Source organism: Paenibacillus sp. SYP-B3998, assembly GCF_010820665.1.
Lineage (GTDB): Bacteria > Bacillota > Bacilli > Paenibacillales > NBRC-103111 > Paenibacillus_E.
Window position 1 is genome coordinate 76,747 of sequence record NZ_JAAIKC010000015.1, and the last position, 18,082, is coordinate 94,828.

The 18,082-nt window shown below is 49.2% G+C and carries 7 protein-coding genes and 2 pseudogenes; 4 read left to right on the forward strand and 5 right to left on the reverse strand.

Going from position 1 to position 18,082, the window contains the following annotated elements; translation table 11 throughout:
- Nucleotides 1-29: 29 nt before the first annotated feature.
- From GK047_RS25325 to GK047_RS25335, 3 genes and pseudogenes are all read right to left on the reverse strand, one after another.
- Nucleotides 30-8,627: pseudogene (locus GK047_RS25325) on the reverse strand (amino acid adenylation domain-containing protein); the annotation flags it as partial.
- A 601-nt stretch (nt 8,628-9,228) separates the two neighbouring features.
- On the reverse strand, nt 9,229-9,924 hold the full coding sequence (locus GK047_RS25330) for a response regulator transcription factor (protein ID WP_163953012.1): 696 nt from the start codon (nt 9,922-9,924) through the stop codon (nt 9,229-9,231).
- 1 nt (nt 9,925) lies between these two features.
- Nucleotides 9,926-12,583, reverse strand: coding sequence for a sensor histidine kinase (locus GK047_RS25335; RefSeq protein ID WP_205516979.1), 2,658 nt, complete (start codon nt 12,581-12,583; stop codon nt 9,926-9,928).
- Nucleotides 12,584-12,798: 215 nt separating this feature from the next.
- On the opposite strand from GK047_RS25335, the pseudogene GK047_RS25340 reads away from it, so the two are divergent.
- A pseudogene (locus tag GK047_RS25340) lies at nt 12,799-12,924 on the forward strand (CGNR zinc finger domain-containing protein); the annotation flags it as partial.
- Between the two features lie 31 nt (nt 12,925-12,955).
- Here the strand turns inward: GK047_RS25340 and GK047_RS25345 are convergent.
- Together GK047_RS25345 and GK047_RS25350 are read right to left on the reverse strand one after the other, a co-directional pair.
- On the reverse strand, nt 12,956-13,960 hold the full coding sequence (locus GK047_RS25345) for a substrate-binding domain-containing protein (protein ID WP_163953016.1): 1,005 nt from the start codon (nt 13,958-13,960) through the stop codon (nt 12,956-12,958).
- Complete coding sequence (locus GK047_RS25350; RefSeq protein WP_163953018.1) at nt 13,957-14,391, reverse strand: DMT family transporter; 435 nt, start codon at nt 14,389-14,391, stop codon at nt 13,957-13,959. Before GK047_RS25350 ends, GK047_RS25345 begins: the two co-directional genes overlap by 4 nt.
- A gap of 472 nt (nt 14,392-14,863) precedes the next feature.
- On the opposite strand from GK047_RS25350, the gene GK047_RS25355 reads away from it, so the two are divergent.
- The 3 genes from GK047_RS25355 to GK047_RS25365 all read left to right on the forward strand — a co-directional run bounded on the left by GK047_RS25355 (nt 14,864) and on the right by GK047_RS25365 (nt 18,027).
- Nucleotides 14,864-15,664, forward strand: a complete 801-nt coding sequence (locus tag GK047_RS25355; protein WP_163953020.1) for a hypothetical protein — start codon at nt 14,864-14,866, stop codon at nt 15,662-15,664.
- A gap of 81 nt (nt 15,665-15,745) precedes the next feature.
- On the forward strand, nt 15,746-16,441 hold the full coding sequence (locus GK047_RS25360) for a response regulator transcription factor (RefSeq protein WP_163953022.1): 696 nt from the start codon (nt 15,746-15,748) through the stop codon (nt 16,439-16,441).
- Nucleotides 16,438-18,027, forward strand: a complete 1,590-nt coding sequence (locus tag GK047_RS25365) for a HAMP domain-containing sensor histidine kinase (RefSeq protein WP_163953025.1) — start codon at nt 16,438-16,440, stop codon at nt 18,025-18,027. Before GK047_RS25360 ends, GK047_RS25365 begins: the two co-directional genes overlap by 4 nt.
- Nucleotides 18,028-18,082 lie beyond the last annotated feature (55 nt).

An 18,082-nucleotide genomic window follows, 5' to 3' on the forward strand; every position in this document is an offset into this window, starting at 1 on the left:
AATGCTCCGGCAATAATCGCCAGTTCGTCCGAGGTAAGTTCCCGGTCGCTGAAGTCGGTTGTCGTACTCTCGGTTTCCTTACGGCTAACACAGTGATTGATTATGCGCTCCAGACATAATGCAAACTGCGTGATCAATCGGTTCGCGGTTTCTTTCCGATACGCACGCCCATCGTAGGTCAGATGACATTCAAGCCTTGCGTCTTTAAGCTGAAAATTCCATTCCAGCGAATGGGTTCCATACGCTTCCGAGCGAGTGCGAATCTCAGTCCTCAACCCAGCGAGCTTGGCATGCACGGACCCTGCTGCTACCTGCTCTTCCGCCTCCGACAACGTCTCACTCCACGGGGACAGACTGCCGCTCCAACGAAACAGCATATCCGTATGAAGTCGATGTGCTTTCTTCTGCCCTTCTTCCTGCTGCTTCAAGTCGTTCAGGATGCCGTAGCTCGCCCCTTTGTCCAGCACGCGCCGCAGCTCGTCCTTGACTGTTTTCACATGAAGCGCTAACGCCTTATCCTCTTCGATCGGAGCATAGAATAGCGTCTCGTCAGGCGCAGGCTTCGCCTCTATGCCAAGTGTTCCTTCCGATACAGCTTCGTCTCCAACCAGTTCAAGCAGCACAGGGTACAGTGTCGTAAAGCGTCCGACCGTCCGCGTTGCATCCACACCCTCAGGCAGCGCGTCTCGTCCACATCTTTCCAATTCAAGCCGTACCCGTCCACTTCCCGTCCAATCCCGCACCGTCAGTGCCAACGCTGTTAGTAAAAGCTCCGACGTCTCTGTACGGTAGGCCCTGTTCGCTTCCCTAAACAACTGCTTCGTCTTTGCTTGGCTCAGTGTCACCGAGACCGTCTCTCCGTAAGATGTACGACCGTTGCCTAGACAGCTTTCGTTAGTCTCCACTTCCGTCACTTCAAAATCTTTTGGAAGCGAAGATACTTCCGCTTGTTCGATCCGCTGCCAATACTGCCGCTCCTCCTTGAGCCTCGGTCGCTGTGCCGCCTCCGTCAGCCGCAACGCGCATTCCCGATATGACGTCGTTTTGGCAGATAACGCCGGCTCACTCAGCTCGCCCAGCCTTGCTTCAGCCAATCCATCTGCGATACTTCCTGCCTCATACTGCCCATACATATGTTCAAAATCTTCCAACAAGATCCTCCATGATGCTTCGTCTATCACCAGAGGATGCACAGTGATCAACAAATGATCGCCCTCCGCCGTGCGGAACAATCCGAGCTGTACAAGCGGGCCCTCCTCCAGCCTCATAGCGTCCTGAATCAGCTGCTCCGTCTCACTTATCCTAGCCGCCCAGTCCGCGTAAGGTCTGAAATCCAACACTTTCAAACCAAATGCTTCGCCTTCTGTCAGCCCACGGCTGCGTTGGCCCCATCGATCGCCTTCCTGACGGAACACAAGCCGCAATGCATCGTGATGCCCAGTCAGTCGCAGGAATGTCTCCCGCACACTCGCCTCATTGAACCCGTTCTGGTGATACAACATCACAGATTGATTAAAGCGCCCCGCTTCCGCCAGCCCCTGTTCCAAAAACCATGCCTGATTCGGCGTTAGCGGCGCTTCGCCTTCCACGGCCCCCTGCTCCGCCTCCATCTCGCGATGCGTCAAGGCCTCGGCCAGCGCTTGGATCGTCGGGCGCATGAACAACTCATTGAGTTCAAGCCCATAGCCGTGCCGATGCATCCGTGACAAAGCTTGCAGTGCCTTGATCGAATCCCCGCCCAAGTCGAAGAAGCTGTCAAAGACGCCGACTCGCGGCACGCCCAGCACATCTTCCCAAACGGCGGCGAGAAGCCGTTCGCGTTCCGTCTGCGGCGTGACGTAATCGACCCCAAGCGCCGCTGATCCATCTGGCTTCGGCAGCGCCAGTCGATCGAGCTTGCCGCTCGGCGTCAGTGGTAGCTCCGCTAGCTGCACGAAGTGTGCCGGGATCATATATCCAGGCAGCATTGTCGCCAGCGTAGTGCGCAAGTCGCTCACGGTGAAGGCTTCACTAGCAATGATGTACGCACAAAGCTGCGAACTGCCTTCCGTATCTTCGCGCGCGATGACGACCGCATCATTGACCATCGGCATGCGCCGCAGTTGGACTTCAATCTCCCCAAGCTCAATCCGGTAGCCGCGAATCTTCACCTGATGGTCGATCCGTCCCGCGTAAGCGATCCTTCCATCCGGTAGCCAGCGGGCGAGATCACCCGTCCAGTACATCCGCTCGCCTGGCACGAATGGATCAACGACGAACCTCTCCGCTGTCAGCTCCGGCCGATTTAAGTAGCCTCGCGCCAGCCCTTCTCCCGCTATAAACAGTTCCCCAACAATGCCCATTGGGGCCAGCATGCATGAATCTTGCAAAATATATAATCGTGTATTGGCAATTGGCATGCCGATGGTCACGGATTGCGCTTTCGTCAGCTCCGCTACTGTCGACCAAACCGTCGTTTCCGTAGGCCCGTACATATTGAATAGACGGGCACTTGTCATTTCCTTTATGTGTTCGAGCAAGCTCGGGGGAAGCGCCTCTCCTCCGATCATAACGACCTGCAGAACGCTCCAAGCTGCCGCAGCCCTCTCGCCGTGCAAAAGCATCTGCATCCTCGATGGCGTGGACTGCACCATATGTACATTCTCACGAACAATCAAGCCATGTATAAGATCTGGCTCTCTTAGCTCCTCGTCGCTGGCTAGCACCACTTTCATCCCGAATGACAAGGGAAGCAGCGTCTCCAGCACAAAGATGTCAAAAGATACGGAAGTAAGTGCAAGTATCGACTCATACTCGGAAAAAGGAACGCTGTGCTGCATACCAATGATGAAATTGTGCACGGAGCGATGCTCCAACATAACGCCTTTGGGCTTGCCCGTAGAACCTGATGTGTAGATCACGTAAGCCAAAGACTCGCTGGCATACTCGTATGAAACATTAGGTACTTGTGGGTATCTAGGTATGGGAAAATTTTGGACATTTATCGTTTCCCCGCCAAAAGGAATGCTTCCTGTCGAAGCCTCATCAACAAGCAGCAAAAGCGAACCGCTGTCCTGAAGCATGTACCTTAGCCGATCGGCGGGATAGTCCGGATCAAGAGGCAAGTATGCGCCTCCCGCCTTCAACACGGCCAATATGGAAATAATCAGGTTTTCCGACCGATTCAACATTACGCCTACGATACAATCCTTTCCTACTCCTTTGGCCCTCAAATACTGAGCCAGTCGGTCAGCACGTTCGTTCAACTCGCGGTACGTCAACTCCCGACCGCAACAAACGACAGCGATGCGTTCTGGCGCGTAGGCCGTTTGGGCCTCGAACAGACCGTGAATGGTCTGCTCCCGAGCAAACTCGGTTGGTGCAGGTATCAAACGTGCCAGCATGTCCCTCTTTTGATCCACGTCCAGCAATTCAATTCGGCCGATGGGCGTATCCGGTCTTGCCGCAACATGCCGCAGCAGCTTCAGGAAATGATCGCTCCAACGCTCAATCGTAGCTTTGAGAAACAATGCGGCGTCGAACTGGAAATAACAATGAACTTCATTCTGCGTCTCCGTGGCATTAAATAATAAATCGAATTGAGATACTGATAAATCCAGCTCAATCATCGTCATCTTCGCCTCGTCAAACGAGAATTCGTAGAAATTCGCGCTTTGCATGTTAAACATGGCATCAAACAGCGGATTACGACTTATATCGCGGGAGAGTCCCAGCTTATCGACCAATTCTACGAACGGGTAGTCCTGATGCTCGTAAGCGGCCAAAGCTGTCTCTTTGATTTCACTCATGTACGTCATAAATGTCTTGCTCCGAGCTGGATACACGTGAAGCGCCATGGTGTTCACGAACATCCCCACGATGCTGTCTAGGTCCGAATGGGGACGCCCCGCTGCGGCTGAGCCAATGATCATTTCCTCCTGGCCTGAGCAGTGGGCAAGCAGACTAGAGAAAGCGGCCAGCAAAACCATGTACATCGTTCCGTCCATGACTGCCGCCAAGTCTGTCAATGCGAGACGGAGATCCGCATCAATTACAAAATGCACCCGTTCCCCCTTGAAAGAGCGCTGCGCTGGACGCGGTAAGTCAGTAGGCAGATCCAACCTCGGCAGACGGCCAGACAGCTTGTCCGCCCAATAGGTCGCCGCTCTTCCATATTCTTCACTCGCCGACCATCGCTGCTGCCATACCGCATAGTCCTTATAGTGCAGGCGAAGCTCTGGCAGTGGCGTTCCTTCATATAAAGCAGCCAAATCCTGCTTAATGATTTCGGCCGATACTCCGTCCGAAATGATGTGATGCATGTCAAAGAGAAGCAAATGCTGCCGTTCTCCCAAATGAATCAGCTTGACCCGCAATAATGCTGGCCGTTCCAATGTGAACGGCTGCATAAATTCTGCGATCAACCGATCCGTATCCTCCTCATGGCTCCTCTTATATTCAACCGTGAAGTCTACAAACGTATGGATACGTTGAACGAGCTCTCCGTGCTCCATGCCAAAAGATGTTCGCAGCGCTTCATGGCGTTGCACAAGCCCACGCCATGCGGCTTCGAACCGCTCACGGTCTAGCGGCCCTTCAATACGCAGAACCGCTGGAAGATGATGAACGAAACCTCCTCCTACATGGTGCTGTACATATTGCTGGCGCTGCGCGAACGACACCGGATAGGCATCCTGCGGAGCTGCAGGCGGGATTTCGGCAAAAAAGCAATGCTCTGTTCCCTGTATCCGAAGTGCGAGCTCCTTTACCGTACCGGCCTGAAACAACTCACGGAACGAAATCTTTGTCCCCATTCGCTTGTGCACCTGTGTTATCAGTTGAGCTGCCTTTAACGATTGTCCGCCCAAAGCAAAGAACGAATCCGTAATGCCAACTTGCTCCACGCCCAACACGTCCTGCCACACAATAGTCAGTTCTTGCTCCAACCGCGTGCGCGGAGCTTCGTAACCAACTGACCTGCCTTGCTTTCCGGGGAGCGGTAGCGCCTTACGGTTCAGCTTTCCGTTCAACATGAGCGGCATGTGATCCAGGCGCACGATATGTGCAGGAATCATATATTCGGGAAGCTGGAGCCTAAGCGCCTCTTGCAACGCGCGATCGCTCATTTCATCATTCAAGATGACATAAGCGCAAAGCTCAGGGGAACCCGCCCCCAGCTCTTGTACCGTAACGACGGCTTCCTTCACTGCATAAAGAAGGATCAACTGCTCCTCGATCTCCTTCAGCTCGATCCGATATCCACGCAGCTTAACTTGGTCGTCCATTCTTCCCGCGTGTTCGAGCGTGCCATCGGGCAGCCATTTGGCCAAATCTCCTGTTCGATAAAGCTTTTTGCCAGGAAGAAAAGGATGAGCGATAAACTTCTCGCTCGTTAAATCCTCCCGGTTTACATAGCTACGCGCTACCCCGTCGCCACTGATACACAACTCTCCTTGTACGCCAATCGGCTGAAGCTGCATCCATTCGTTGACTACGTAAACTTGTGTATTCGCCACAGGCTTACCGATTCGGATTTGTTCCCCTTCGCTTAGCTGCTGAACCGTGGACCAGACGGTCGTTTCCGTAGGGCCGTACATATTGTAAATATGCGCGGTACTCCGCTTTCTCAGCTCGGATAGCAGCTTCTCGGGGAACGGTTCACCGCCAATGCACAAAGCCTTCGCCTGCCGCAACCCCGGGAGATCTCCCCCAAGAGAAACGAGCAGCTTCATCCGGGATGGCGTCGTTTGAATCAGCTCTACGGACTGTCGTTCGATTAAGGCATGAAGCAGCAGCGGATCTTTCTGCTCGTCTTCGTTGGCAATGACGATGCAAAGTCCTTTCGTCAAGGGGAGCAGTGTCTCCAACACGAAGATGTCGAATGACACCGACGTGACACAGAGCACATTCGCATACAGCTCGAACGGAATCAAATCCCCCATCGCCACAATAAAATTATGAACCCCGCGATGCTCGATCATGACCCCCTTGGGCTTTCCTGTCGAACCAGACGTATAGATGATATAAGCCAAATGCCCAGCGTGGTTGCTTACAAATGGACGAGCAGATGAATAACCCTCCATGTCTCGAATGCCGAATAGTTCTTTAACTGGCTGAGGCCGGACTTCCTCACTGAAGCGGTGGTTGATCGTAAGAAGGACATCGTAGCGATATCGGGTCAATTCGTTTTCCACTGAGAACCGTTTATCCGTAATATCGACGGAGCTGATTAAACCGTTCCAGCTCGGAAGATTGCAGAAAAATTGGCGGGGGATGAATAATTCTCCGGACAGATCCGTCTTCGTCTTTGCCTCGGGATGAGCCCGCTTGAACTCAGCCAGCGATTGCGCCAGAAGAGGCTTCTTTTCCAAATCCATGACATCGCCGACGAAGAGGACGCCCCCCTCAGTCAACAGCTCAACCGCCGCGTCGATGACATGCCTCAAATAAGGAAACCCGTGAAAATATTGCACCACACTGTTGATAACAATCACATCAAACGTCTCCCCGATACGATGCACCTCGTGAGCAGGCAAACAATCCAATACGACGTGGTCGTACCCCGCTTCAAGTAACCGTTTACGGTTTTGTTCGATTACAACCTCGGAAAAATCCGTTGCATAGTACCTTCCCACCAAGGGGGCTAGCTGAAATAAAGTCAGTCCCGAAGAGCAACCAAGTTCCAAAATCCTCGTGTCACGATGTAAATAGGGCACAAGCTTTTCAACAACGTTGCCCGCATATTCCTCCATTTCAAGCTTACTAAACGCCTCTCCGTTATAACTGTTTGACCATCCGCCAGCCTCAATTTCGTCCAAGGCCTCGATCCCTACCGATTCCCATAGCTGCTTCTCCAACTCTACCTGCTGCCTGACGTTGATGGATTTTACCGCCTCATCCTTGTTTCCGTCCGCATAAATAAGCGTGCGAAAGCCGGAGCAATCCCATTGAAGCTTCTCCATACGTTCTGCATAGGTGATGGAGGAGATGACAACGCGACTGCCGGAGTCTTCCACTATCGACTTGATCCGATCATTTGGGGTATCTGGATCGATCGGTACATAAGCTCCACCAGCTTTCAACACGCCCAGCATAGCCGCCAGTCCTTCTGCGGAACCATGCAGGCAGATCGCAACGGGATCGTCAGGCTTGATGCCGCACCGTTCCCGTAGGATGCTGGCGAGCCTGTTCGCACGCTCCTCCAGCTGGCGATAGGACCACGCCCGATCGTTATAAATGATCGCATGTCGATCAGGCCAGCGATCCGCTTGCGCTTCGAACAGTTCCTGTATCGTTACTTCCTTGTCGTACTTTCTGAAAGTATCATTAAAAACAGACAGCAGCTGCGTCTTTTCCTCATCATCCAGCATCTCGTGACTTCGAATCGGATCGTTAGGCGAAGAGATCAGGCAGTCAGCCAATGTGAGCAGATGTCGCAACAGTCCTTTGGCATCCTCCTGACTGTAAGCATCCAGGCGATAATCAGCCTGTAACGTCAGCTCGCCAGTATCCATGCGCTCTTTGATATTCAGGAACAGCTCATTGATTTCATGCTTGCTGAAAAAAATCTCGATTTCATACGTTACCTCATTGCGGCAGATCCATGTGAACGGATGGTAATCAATGACGGCCGCGGTCGTCAGACGGTCTACCTCGGCATGGCCGGCTCGCAATTCCTGCACAAGCAGGTCGAACGGATATTTCTGATGCCGTAACGCAAGCATTTTCTGTTTGCCGATTTCCTTCACAAACGAAGCGAAGCTTTGCTCCGGGTCAAGCTGCATACGCAAAGGAAGCGAGCTAACCATCATACCCAGCATCGATTTTTCTGATTTCGTGATTCGGTTCGTATAGTAAGTCCCCAAGACAAGGTCACGGCATGAGGTCACCTTTAGCAAATAGCAATAAAACGCCGCCAAAAACAAAGTAAACGTTCCAATCTGATGCTCCTTACAAAATTCCTGCATGCGAACCTGTAGTTCAGGAGGGATCTCCAATATTTCACGCGAAGCATGGGATCGCGACTTTTTATGTTCGCGCAGTGTGAATTCAGGCATAGTCTCGAATTGCTTCAGCCAAAAATTTCGGTCTTTAGAGGATCTGGAAGACTGCAAATACTGCTGTTCCCGTTCGATGAAGGATACAAAAGAAGGTTGCACGCAAGGCGTTCTCTCTTTGCCTGAAGATAAGTCGGCATAAATTTCGACGACCGTATTCCCCAACCGATACATGGTCATACCGTCGGCGATAATATGATGAACTTTAATAAAAAGCCACGTTTCGCTTTCGTCGATGATGAAGGCGGTTGCACGGAGCAGCGGACTGTCGCTCCATGCAAAAGGCACCTCCATGTCCTCATTGATCCAACCGTCGGCGGATTGAGCTTGTCCATTTTCGCTGAAGTCGATCATTTGGAACGGTACACCTGACTCGCTCGTCACATACTGCCTCGGCTCATCTTCCTCGTCCCCGATCAAACGCAAACGAAGCGCATCGTGTTCACTCACCGCAATTGTCATTGATCGTTCGAGCAGGCTCATATCGACCGATCTGCTCTTAATCTTGATGCATCCGCCAAGATTGGCGATGCCTGTACCCGGATTCATTAGCATGGTATACCAAATTCGTTTCTGCGAATGGGACAAAGGGTATGTCCCATTTTCTTTCGTTAGGGTGTTCACTACTTTCACGCTCCCGATACCATTTTCAATCAACACAAAAAGGACATGAGACAGCTTATGCTGTGAACTCATGCCCTTGCGGTAACACGTTTTATTCGCTTTATATAATCATATAATTCATTGTATTATTTTGTCAATTAAATAAAATAACGCCATTTTCTACATAATTTTCGCCTTTGTCACCTTTGGTTCACCTATTAAAATAGGTATATGTTCCCATTTACTATTCAAGTGAGTTAATCATTTAACAAAAGGTACCAGAAGAAAGAGCCTTTTCACATCATTTTCAGGATATCATTGACCGATATGGTAGCCCCAATTTGGGGTAGATACATTTATAGCCGCATTTTTTGATTAATTTCGATATTTTTTTCAAAAAAACGTATCTGTAGAAGCGTAAAAAAATGAAGCTTCCCTTGAAGGCAATATCAAGTAGGACCATAAACAAAAGCGAAAGACCTACAAAAAAAGAAAAAAGCTTGGAATCAAACGAAACTCCAGCTTTCCGTCTTAGTATTCGTTGTAAATCGCAACACATTTATTGTAATTTCCACCTAATTGCTCGGTTTCACTCATGCTGGGCCATATACCCAACACCTGGATAGGTCACGATCAAATCGAGACCTTCTGCAAGACTTTTTACCTTCTGACGTATCCGTGCTATGGTAACACGCAGGTATTCAACTTCATCTCGGTACTCGCTGCCCCACACCTCACTGAGCAACTGCTCGTGCGTCATGACCTTCCCCGCATGCTGCAAAAGCAACGCGAACAGGTTATATTCTGTTTCGGTAAATTTGATTTCCTTTTCGTTCAGCCACGTTCTGCGTTGCGCCAAATTAACGGTTACTGGACCTAACGTGATTTCCATTGTTGTCGTAGGAGTCGCCATCCGTCCATCCATTCGGCGAAGCACCGCATTCACCCTTGCGAACAGCTCATCTAAGGAAAAGGGCTTCGTTAAATAATCATCAGCCCCCAGATTCAAGCCCTGAACTTTATCGCTAGAGTTGCTGCGCGCTGTCAACATAATAATTGGAACGCTGGAATACGTCCGCAGCCGCTTAAGCACGTCAAATCCATCCATGCCCGGCATCATCAAATCAAGCAGAATCAAATCTGGATCGAAGCCTTCCACCTTTTCCAGCGCTTCAACCCCACTCTGGCAGGTTAAAGTTTCAAAATCTAACGACTTGAGATTCGCAGCAACAAAGCGCACAATTTTCGGCTCGTCATCTACGATCATAATTTTCTGTTTCTTCATATCAGTCACTTTCCTTCCCCTGAAACCTAGGTATGGAAATGATAAATGCACTGCCCGCTCCCCGCATGCTTTCTACACGAATTAATCCACCATGGGCTTCCATAATGCCTTTGCATATCGCTAACCCTAGTCCAGTGCCTCCGGTCTGGCGGCTTGATGAGACATCCACACGATAGAAGCGATCAAATATTTTGCCCACATGCTCATCCGGTATGCCAATGCCATTATCCTGTATTTCAAGATGCACATAATGCTGATCTGCTTTAGCGGTAACCTTGATCAGCGGCTGATTGTCGTTATATCGAACGGCATTCGTAAACAAATTAACGAGAACTTGCTCCATCCGAAGCTTGTCTGCATAAATCAGGGGAATATGGTCGTCAATCTGCACATCTAGCCGCATTAGCTCGTAGCTCGCTTGCTGAGGCAATCGTCTGCGCGCGCTCTCCACGACCGTATCCACTCGCAGAGGCTGTGGATTGATGCGCATAGCGCCCGATTCGATTTTGGAAATATCCAGCCACTCATCAATTAGATCTTGAATCCGACCAATGTCCTCATGAATACCTTCTAATAACTCTTGTTTAAAGCTTTCTTCCCAATTGGCATCGACACGCAATAAAGTTTCAACGCCGCCTCTGATACTGGTAATGGGTGTTTTAAATTCATGAGAAGCCAACGAGATCAAATCGTTCTTTAAAGCATCAATTTCATGTTCTTTCGTCATATCGCGCCATACATAGCCCCGACCGAATACCCGATCCTCACGGGACACTTGGAATGCCGACACCATCATAAACCGTTCCTTGCCATTCTCTTGCTTAAGCGTAAAAGCGCCTTGCGTACTCGGCTCTAAGGTGAGCTTCTGTAGATCCTCTTGCCGCTCCGACAGTAAGGAGGAGATGGTGTGAAATAACCCCTCCTCGCTCATCCTCAGTAAATCAGCCATGGGGATATCAAATATATCTGACATCCGATGATTTGCATAAACGACTCTGTGTTCCACATCAATCAGCACAACGGCATCGGACATGCTCTCCAGAACGGCATTCAGCGTCGCATGCTCATCCTGCGTACTTCTTAACAGCAGATCGTTTTGCATCATGATGGCAATCGTATTAGCAAAGGTTTGCAGAAAAGCACGATTGGAATCCCGATCATCAGCTGCCTCCTGCTCATGCTGAACGATGATTTCTCCAAGCAGCAGGCTCCCCGCAAGCACAGGCACATTAAATTCTGCTTCAAATTTATTCAACGTTGTATCGCTAGAAACTACTTTCTCTTCCCATCCCGTAAAACCGCCTAAAGAAGAAGTACCCCCAAGAGGGTTCAGTTTTAAGCTGACATCGGCTTGAATAAACTTACTGAGTTGAAGAATGCCTAATCCGATATGCTCATCTGTCGTCCGTTCCGCAATCGGCGGGATCAGCAATGTGTTCACTATTTCCAACTCTTGGTTTTTGCGAAGCAAACGCTGTGTCCGCTCCTCGACTCGGCTCTCTAGCTCAGCGTTCATCTGCATGAGGGCTTGCTGATTACCCTTGATTTGTCCCGCCATCAAGAAAAAGTGATCAGCTAGCATCTGCAGCTCAAGTGGAGCTCCTCTCGGCACAGCACCGCTGTCCGGCTTCACAAAGGTTCCACCTGCAAGTCTTTGAGTGTAACCAACCAAGGCATGGATCGTGCCATTCAGTCGCTTGGCGAGATAGCTGCCTAGCATGACCGTTACGATGAGTGTAATGATGAGCAGCAGAAGCGTAATCTTGAGTGAACTTATGAACGCGGCATTCACCGCCTCTTTGGATCTACTCACCCATACGATCCAGTCGATGTCCGCAATAGAGGCATAAGTAATAAACTCTTTTTGCGGAGAACGACTTAACTGATAAGTGCCTTCGCCTTTATCTTTACTCTTCGCATCGGCGACAACTGGCTCTTGGGATAAATCGGTCAGGGAATCGGTCAGGGCACCATTCGGGTGATAGACCGGCTTTCTTGTATGGTCGAGAACCACCGGATACGTTTCCGTACCATAGTCGTACTTAGTCACAAGTGTTTTAATCGGTGCCAAATCAAGGACAGCCAGAACGAATCCATCAAACCTCTTGCTTCCGTCATATATCGGAGCTGCAATTGCGACAGTTGGTTGATTGGCTCCTTCTGGGCCGCGAAACAACGAAGACACAATCGTTTTTTGCGTTGCTTGTACGCGTTTGGTATAATCGCGATCACTCAAATCGGCGCCAATCAACGATGAGTCCGCAGTGAAGTTCATTGCTTTAATTTTACTCTGGTCATTAACCACATAGATGCCGCTGAATCCCGCTAAATTCTCTTGAAGCGATTGCACTTTAAGGGTCAGACTTTCTCTTGTTCGGAAGGCCGAGTCTGAAGCGCTAATCGTAGCTGCCAAGGTTTCGACCGCATTGCGATGATAATACATATAATCTTGAACCGTATCTGCTAATCGGTAAGTGGTTTGTTTCTGGTTCTCATTAGATTCCTTCGTAATATTCGTAATTTGCGATACCTGGAAACCGCCAAGAATAAGAATCGGAATCATTGCCATAATGGCAAAGGTTATCGTCAAATGAGATCGCATGGAATAATTATTCACGATTGCCTCCGCTTCATCCATTAAAGTAGCTCGGTAAGTCATTCGCTTTATTTTACCATAGGTATAAGTAATCCACCTAGAATCCTCCCAACAGGAAGTTTGTTACAAGCGGCCTTAATTTGTAATCAGAATGAAACATTATTTTCATCTAGCGTTAATGAATGAAGTCTATACTAGAACTCGACCCCCTTTAAAATAGATTTAACTTAAGACCCACAGCCCGTTGCTGTGGGTCTCTTTTTGCGCTTTTATCTGATACGTCCATAAGCAGCAGAAAGCGCTTGTGCCGTATGGATGCCTGCGGGAACCGGCAGAAAGCCGCTGCGTTCTATACGAAGAAAAAGAAACCAATGACGTTTTTACATACAAAAAGCCTAATTTGAGCGGTTCATCGATATCAATGAACCACTCAAATTAGGCTTTATTTTTTGGGGACATCCCTGTTGACTCTCTGATGATTAATTCCGGTGATAACACAATTCGCTGCTTATCACCAGTACTCATCTGCAGTTCCTTCACGAGCATATCAATCACAAGCTTGCCCATTTGTTCAATCGGTTGGGCGATTGTTGTAAGCGAAGGAGCCGAAACCGCGGCTAGCAGGGTGTTATCAAAGCTGACGATGGATAGCTCCCCAGGGACGCTAATTCCGTTTTCTCTGGCGGCTTGAAGAGCCCCTATCGCGGATAGATCATTGCAACAGAATAAAGCTGTCGGCCTATTTGCATGCGCCAACCAGTTAGCCGCTGCACGCTTGCCATCCTCAATCCGGTAATCGCAGGTCTGAACGAGTTCATCCGGCAGCTCTAAGCCTTCCGCTTCCAGCGCTTGCCGGAAACCCCTTACTCTCTCGCCGTTATGCTTCTCGGACAAAACCGCTATTCGCCGATGACCACGGTCCAACAGGTGTCGCGCAGCTAATCTGCCCCCTAGGTAATCATCTACGATTACCTTATGCACAGCATCGGATATGCAATCACGTGCGATGAATGCGACTGGAATTGCCTCCGTTAACAGGGGGGCTAGCAGTTCCACATTCTCCAAGCCCGTTCCGATCACAAGGCCATCAATTCGCTTCTGCAGCAGCAAATGAATATAGCTCTCTACACGTTCATGATTATGATCCGTGCTGCAGATAATGACGCTGTAGCCCAATTGTCGGGCTCTGTTCTCCACAGCGCGAGCAATCTCCGCAAAAAATGGATTGGCAATATCGGGAATCAGCAGTCCAATGGTATAAGTACGTTTACCTGTAAGTGCAGAGGCAATCATGCTTGGCTGATACTGAAGCCTATCCACTATATCCAGGATGTGGGCACGCCTCTCTTTGCTCATCTTCCCTTTACCGTGAATGGCATTGGATATAGTAGCAATTGAAACCCCAGCTTCTTTGGCGACATCATAGATCGTGGCCTTCACGAGGATTTCACCAAACAAAAAACACCGAACAGAATAATCAGAATGCTGCCTAATTTCTGCAGCGTAATCGGCGATTGGGGCGTGCCGAACCAACCAAAATGATTCATGCAAGCTGAAAACAACACCTGTCCTAATATAAGTAAAACATACACAGGGAGCGTTCCTAAGCTGCCGATGGAGAAAGAGACGGCAAACATGAGAAAGACGCCTAAGAGACCAGATACGAGCATCCACAGCGCAGGTCCCGTGCTGACCATCTTTGCTTCTCCTCGTGAAACAACAATAATCAGGCTAATGATCACCTGCACGAGGGATACACCGACAATCATGACATATTGGCCCGAGCTTTTGCCCACATAAGAATTAATTGCCCCTTGGATAGATCCTAATGAACCTGCCATTAACGCAAGAAACATACCGAAAACATTCACTGCTCGTTCACCTCAGTAAAGTTATTACGCGAATAGGTTAAGCGCTTAATCTAACTTTACTATTTTCTGTTTCCTCCTTCAACTTTTTTATTATTCCACTGCTAGATATTGGGTACTGCTGATTTTAAACCTTCTACTTCTATCTTAGCCCCAGCGGCATGCGGGCACACTTCCCTGAAACGAGACGATAACTCTCTTGATCTTTCAGAATTCAGTAACTGCGGTTTTCAATCTGAATCTCTACCGGCAGCTCTGTATAATTTTGCGCTAAGCCTAAATTTATTTCGTTCATAGGGTCCCTCCATGTACAATGGTAGATAATACAGACACCCGTTTACGCTACTCCATTTGATTTTACACACAATTTCCCACAATGTTTCGATAGGATGTCCATAATCTTTCGGTACAGTAAGGAGGTAAGGGAGACACAGTCCCCTTCATCACTTACCTAAACCGAGAGGAGTTTTCAAACATGAAAACACAATGGAAAAACCGCGTAAATCAAACTGCTCTAGCAGCTTTAATGGTTACAATGGCTTTAGGAGCTGGAAGTGCTTCCGCTGCCGAGACAGGCGCCCAAGAGCAAGGGCATAAGCAATTCGCCTCAACGATAACGTATTCCGCTACTACTCCATTTCAGCCAGCCTATGGAAGTTCAAGCTTATTACTGCAACCAGCCATCGAGCGGAATTACTTCAAACTGCTTGCAAGCACTTACGCACCAGAAACAGTCGGGGACTGGAAGCAAGCCCTAGAAGAACGGAAACAACTTGATGCTCAGCTGCCCAAGCTAACAAGCAATTTTGTAATCATGAAGCGAGCTGTTCAGGCAAATGACTCAGAAAATACGAAATCAGACGAAACGGCTTCTTTTGAGGGCGAAAAACTGGGTGCAACCCTACGTGTAACAACAAGTGCTCCTGCGACTAGCACAACTCCAAACGATACATCGGAATCGTCTAAGAATAAGAGCGATTCATCCGCTCTCATTCAACTAGAACGCAACAAGTATACGATCCTACCTCAAGATTTAGCTTGGACGCAAGGCCAATCCCAAGCGCTTCCAGTTGAGACAATCCAAGCGAGTGATATAATGAAGGCTGAGCCAACGGAAGCATTTAAACGCCAACAAAAGCTTACTGAAGCCATAGAAGCTGATGACTCGGCATCCATTCGCAGCTTGCTGCCAGAGCTATTGAAAGACTATCGAAATGAAACCGAATCGCTTCGCACTTTAATCAAAAATTTACAAACGGGTGTATCTAAACCATAAATGAAACAAGGTGGGACCGTTACGCAAATGCGGGCGGTTCCGCCTTTTCTCTATCGGTGATACGCAACAGGAGGCTGCTTCATGTATCAAATCTATTTAGTGGAAGATGAAGAGCATTTGAGCGGTGTTCTTGCCGCTTATTTAGCCAAAGAGGGGTGGCAAGTGCGTGCGTTCCCTGACGGAACTTCGGCTCAGTCAGCAATAAGGGAACGACCGGACTTGTGGGTCCTTGATATCATGCTTCCCGGTGTGGACGGGTATCAACTGATGCGTGAAATCAAAGCAGATCAACCGTCGCAGCCCGTTATATTCATCTCTGCACGCGACGCAGATATCGACCGTATCATTGGGCTGGAGCTAGGCAGCGACGATTATTTGTCCAAGCCCTTTCTCCCCCGCGAGTTGGTGATTCGAAGTCGTAAGCTGCTCGAACGCGTATACGGTGGTGCAGCTGCCCTCAATCCTGCTGGCTCTCAAGAACGTCGTTCGAAGCTTACATCTGCTCCCTATCTTATTGATGAACGGGCCCGCATTGTCACAGACGGGGATGGCACTAAGTTAGAGCTCACCTCCAAGGAATTTGACCTGCTTGTTTATTTGGTGAACCACCCTGGACAACTTCTGGAACGCGAACAAGTACTCACGTCAATCTGGGGAATGGATTATTATGGTTCGGACCGTGTGGTAGATGATCTGGTGCGCAGGCTTCGCCGCAAGCTACCGGAACTTCGACTAGAAACGGTATACGGATTTGGGTATAGGATGGTGCAGGCATGAGATTAAGAATTGGGCACTGGCCACTGGCCGTCAAGCTGTGGGGAGCTTTCGCTGCGTTGACTTTATTCATTTTTGCACTTCTGGCCATCTTACTGCCTTGGACGTTGAAGGGCTTTTTTACGGAGCAGTTGTACGACCTATTGGTTGATACACAAAGTGTCCTGCAAGTGGAACAAAGTGGTTTGGCAACCCCGGCACTCCGTGTTACTACATCCACAACCGCTTCTTCCCCCATCTTTGAAAGTGTAACCCGCGGGAAGAGCATTCCATATACAGATGCAGTTGCAGATACACATGCCGTTACAGTTACTAAAGAGGACAAAGAGGAACTTTCTGCTAAATTAATAAATATGGCGGATTCTATGATCGCCACGCGGATCATTGCTTCACCTATGGAAGGACCAGCTATCCGGCATTTTATGATTAATGGTACCTCACCTGCCGCTGTTTCAACGGTACCGGCAGCCGAAATTGGTCAGCCTTTCATTCAAGCGATGGAACAAGATGCTTTTACCCAAGTTGTACCCTTGGAGAAATATACCCGCAGCATCGACAACAAAAGTATTTTCTATGTCATCCGTAAGGAGCTTCTGCAAGGTGAGCCGAATTTCATCGTTTCCTATGCTTGGGGCAATTATCGTAATGACCTCGTCATGACGATGTTCGGAAGGCTGATGCTTCTGATGGTGGCTTTGATTGTGGTGAGTTGGCTCCCTTGTTTAGGTCTTGCGCGTTATTTCACCCGTCCCCTTGTACAAATGGAGCGTCATGTAGGACGACTCGCAGTACGCGACTGGCACAAGCCTATAGAAACAGGCCGAAAGGACGAGTTCGGACGCCTAGCCAAAGCGATAGAATCCATGAGACAGCGGCTGGTTCGCCAAGATCAAGCCCAACAATTTTTTCTACAACACACCTCACATGAACTAAAGACGCCCGTTATGGTCATTCGCAGCTATGCGCAATCAATTCAAGACGGTATTTTTCCAAAAGGAACCTTGCATGCAAGCGTCGCCGTCATTATGAAAGAGGGTGATCGGTTGGAGAAAAGGATCCGCGACTTGCTGCTGCTGAATAAGCTCAATTATTTGACAGCTTTGGAGAAGCCGTTTCTTCCGTTCGACTTAAATGAAGTCATCGAGGATGTCGTGGAAAGACTTCGTTACAGACGCCCCGAAATCCAATGGGAGATGGATCTATGGCCTCATATTCAATTAATAGGCGATTCTGAACAATGGAAAGTCGCACTAGAAAATATGCTGGACAACCAGCTGCGCTATGCCAATACGAGCATTCAGATTGCCATAAAGCCAAGCGCAGCCCATCCTGATACTAAAAACGTTCCGCCTACCTTCCGGATCAGTAATGACGGCCCTGCCTTAGATCAAACCATTGCAGAGAGCTTATTCGAGCCTTTCCGCTCTGGAGGAGATGGCCAGTTCGGCCTCGGGCTTGCGATCGTCAAGCAAATTGCCGAACATCATGGTATGAGCGTACGAGCGGTCAATGAGAAGGAAGTTGTAGCCTTCTACATTGAACCCGGGAGAGATCCGATTGCGGCTGCTCCTCAAGAAGAGATTGCTTAGAGAATACCCTCTTATGCCAAAAGCCCGCTGAGACATGTTCGCATACAACTGCGAC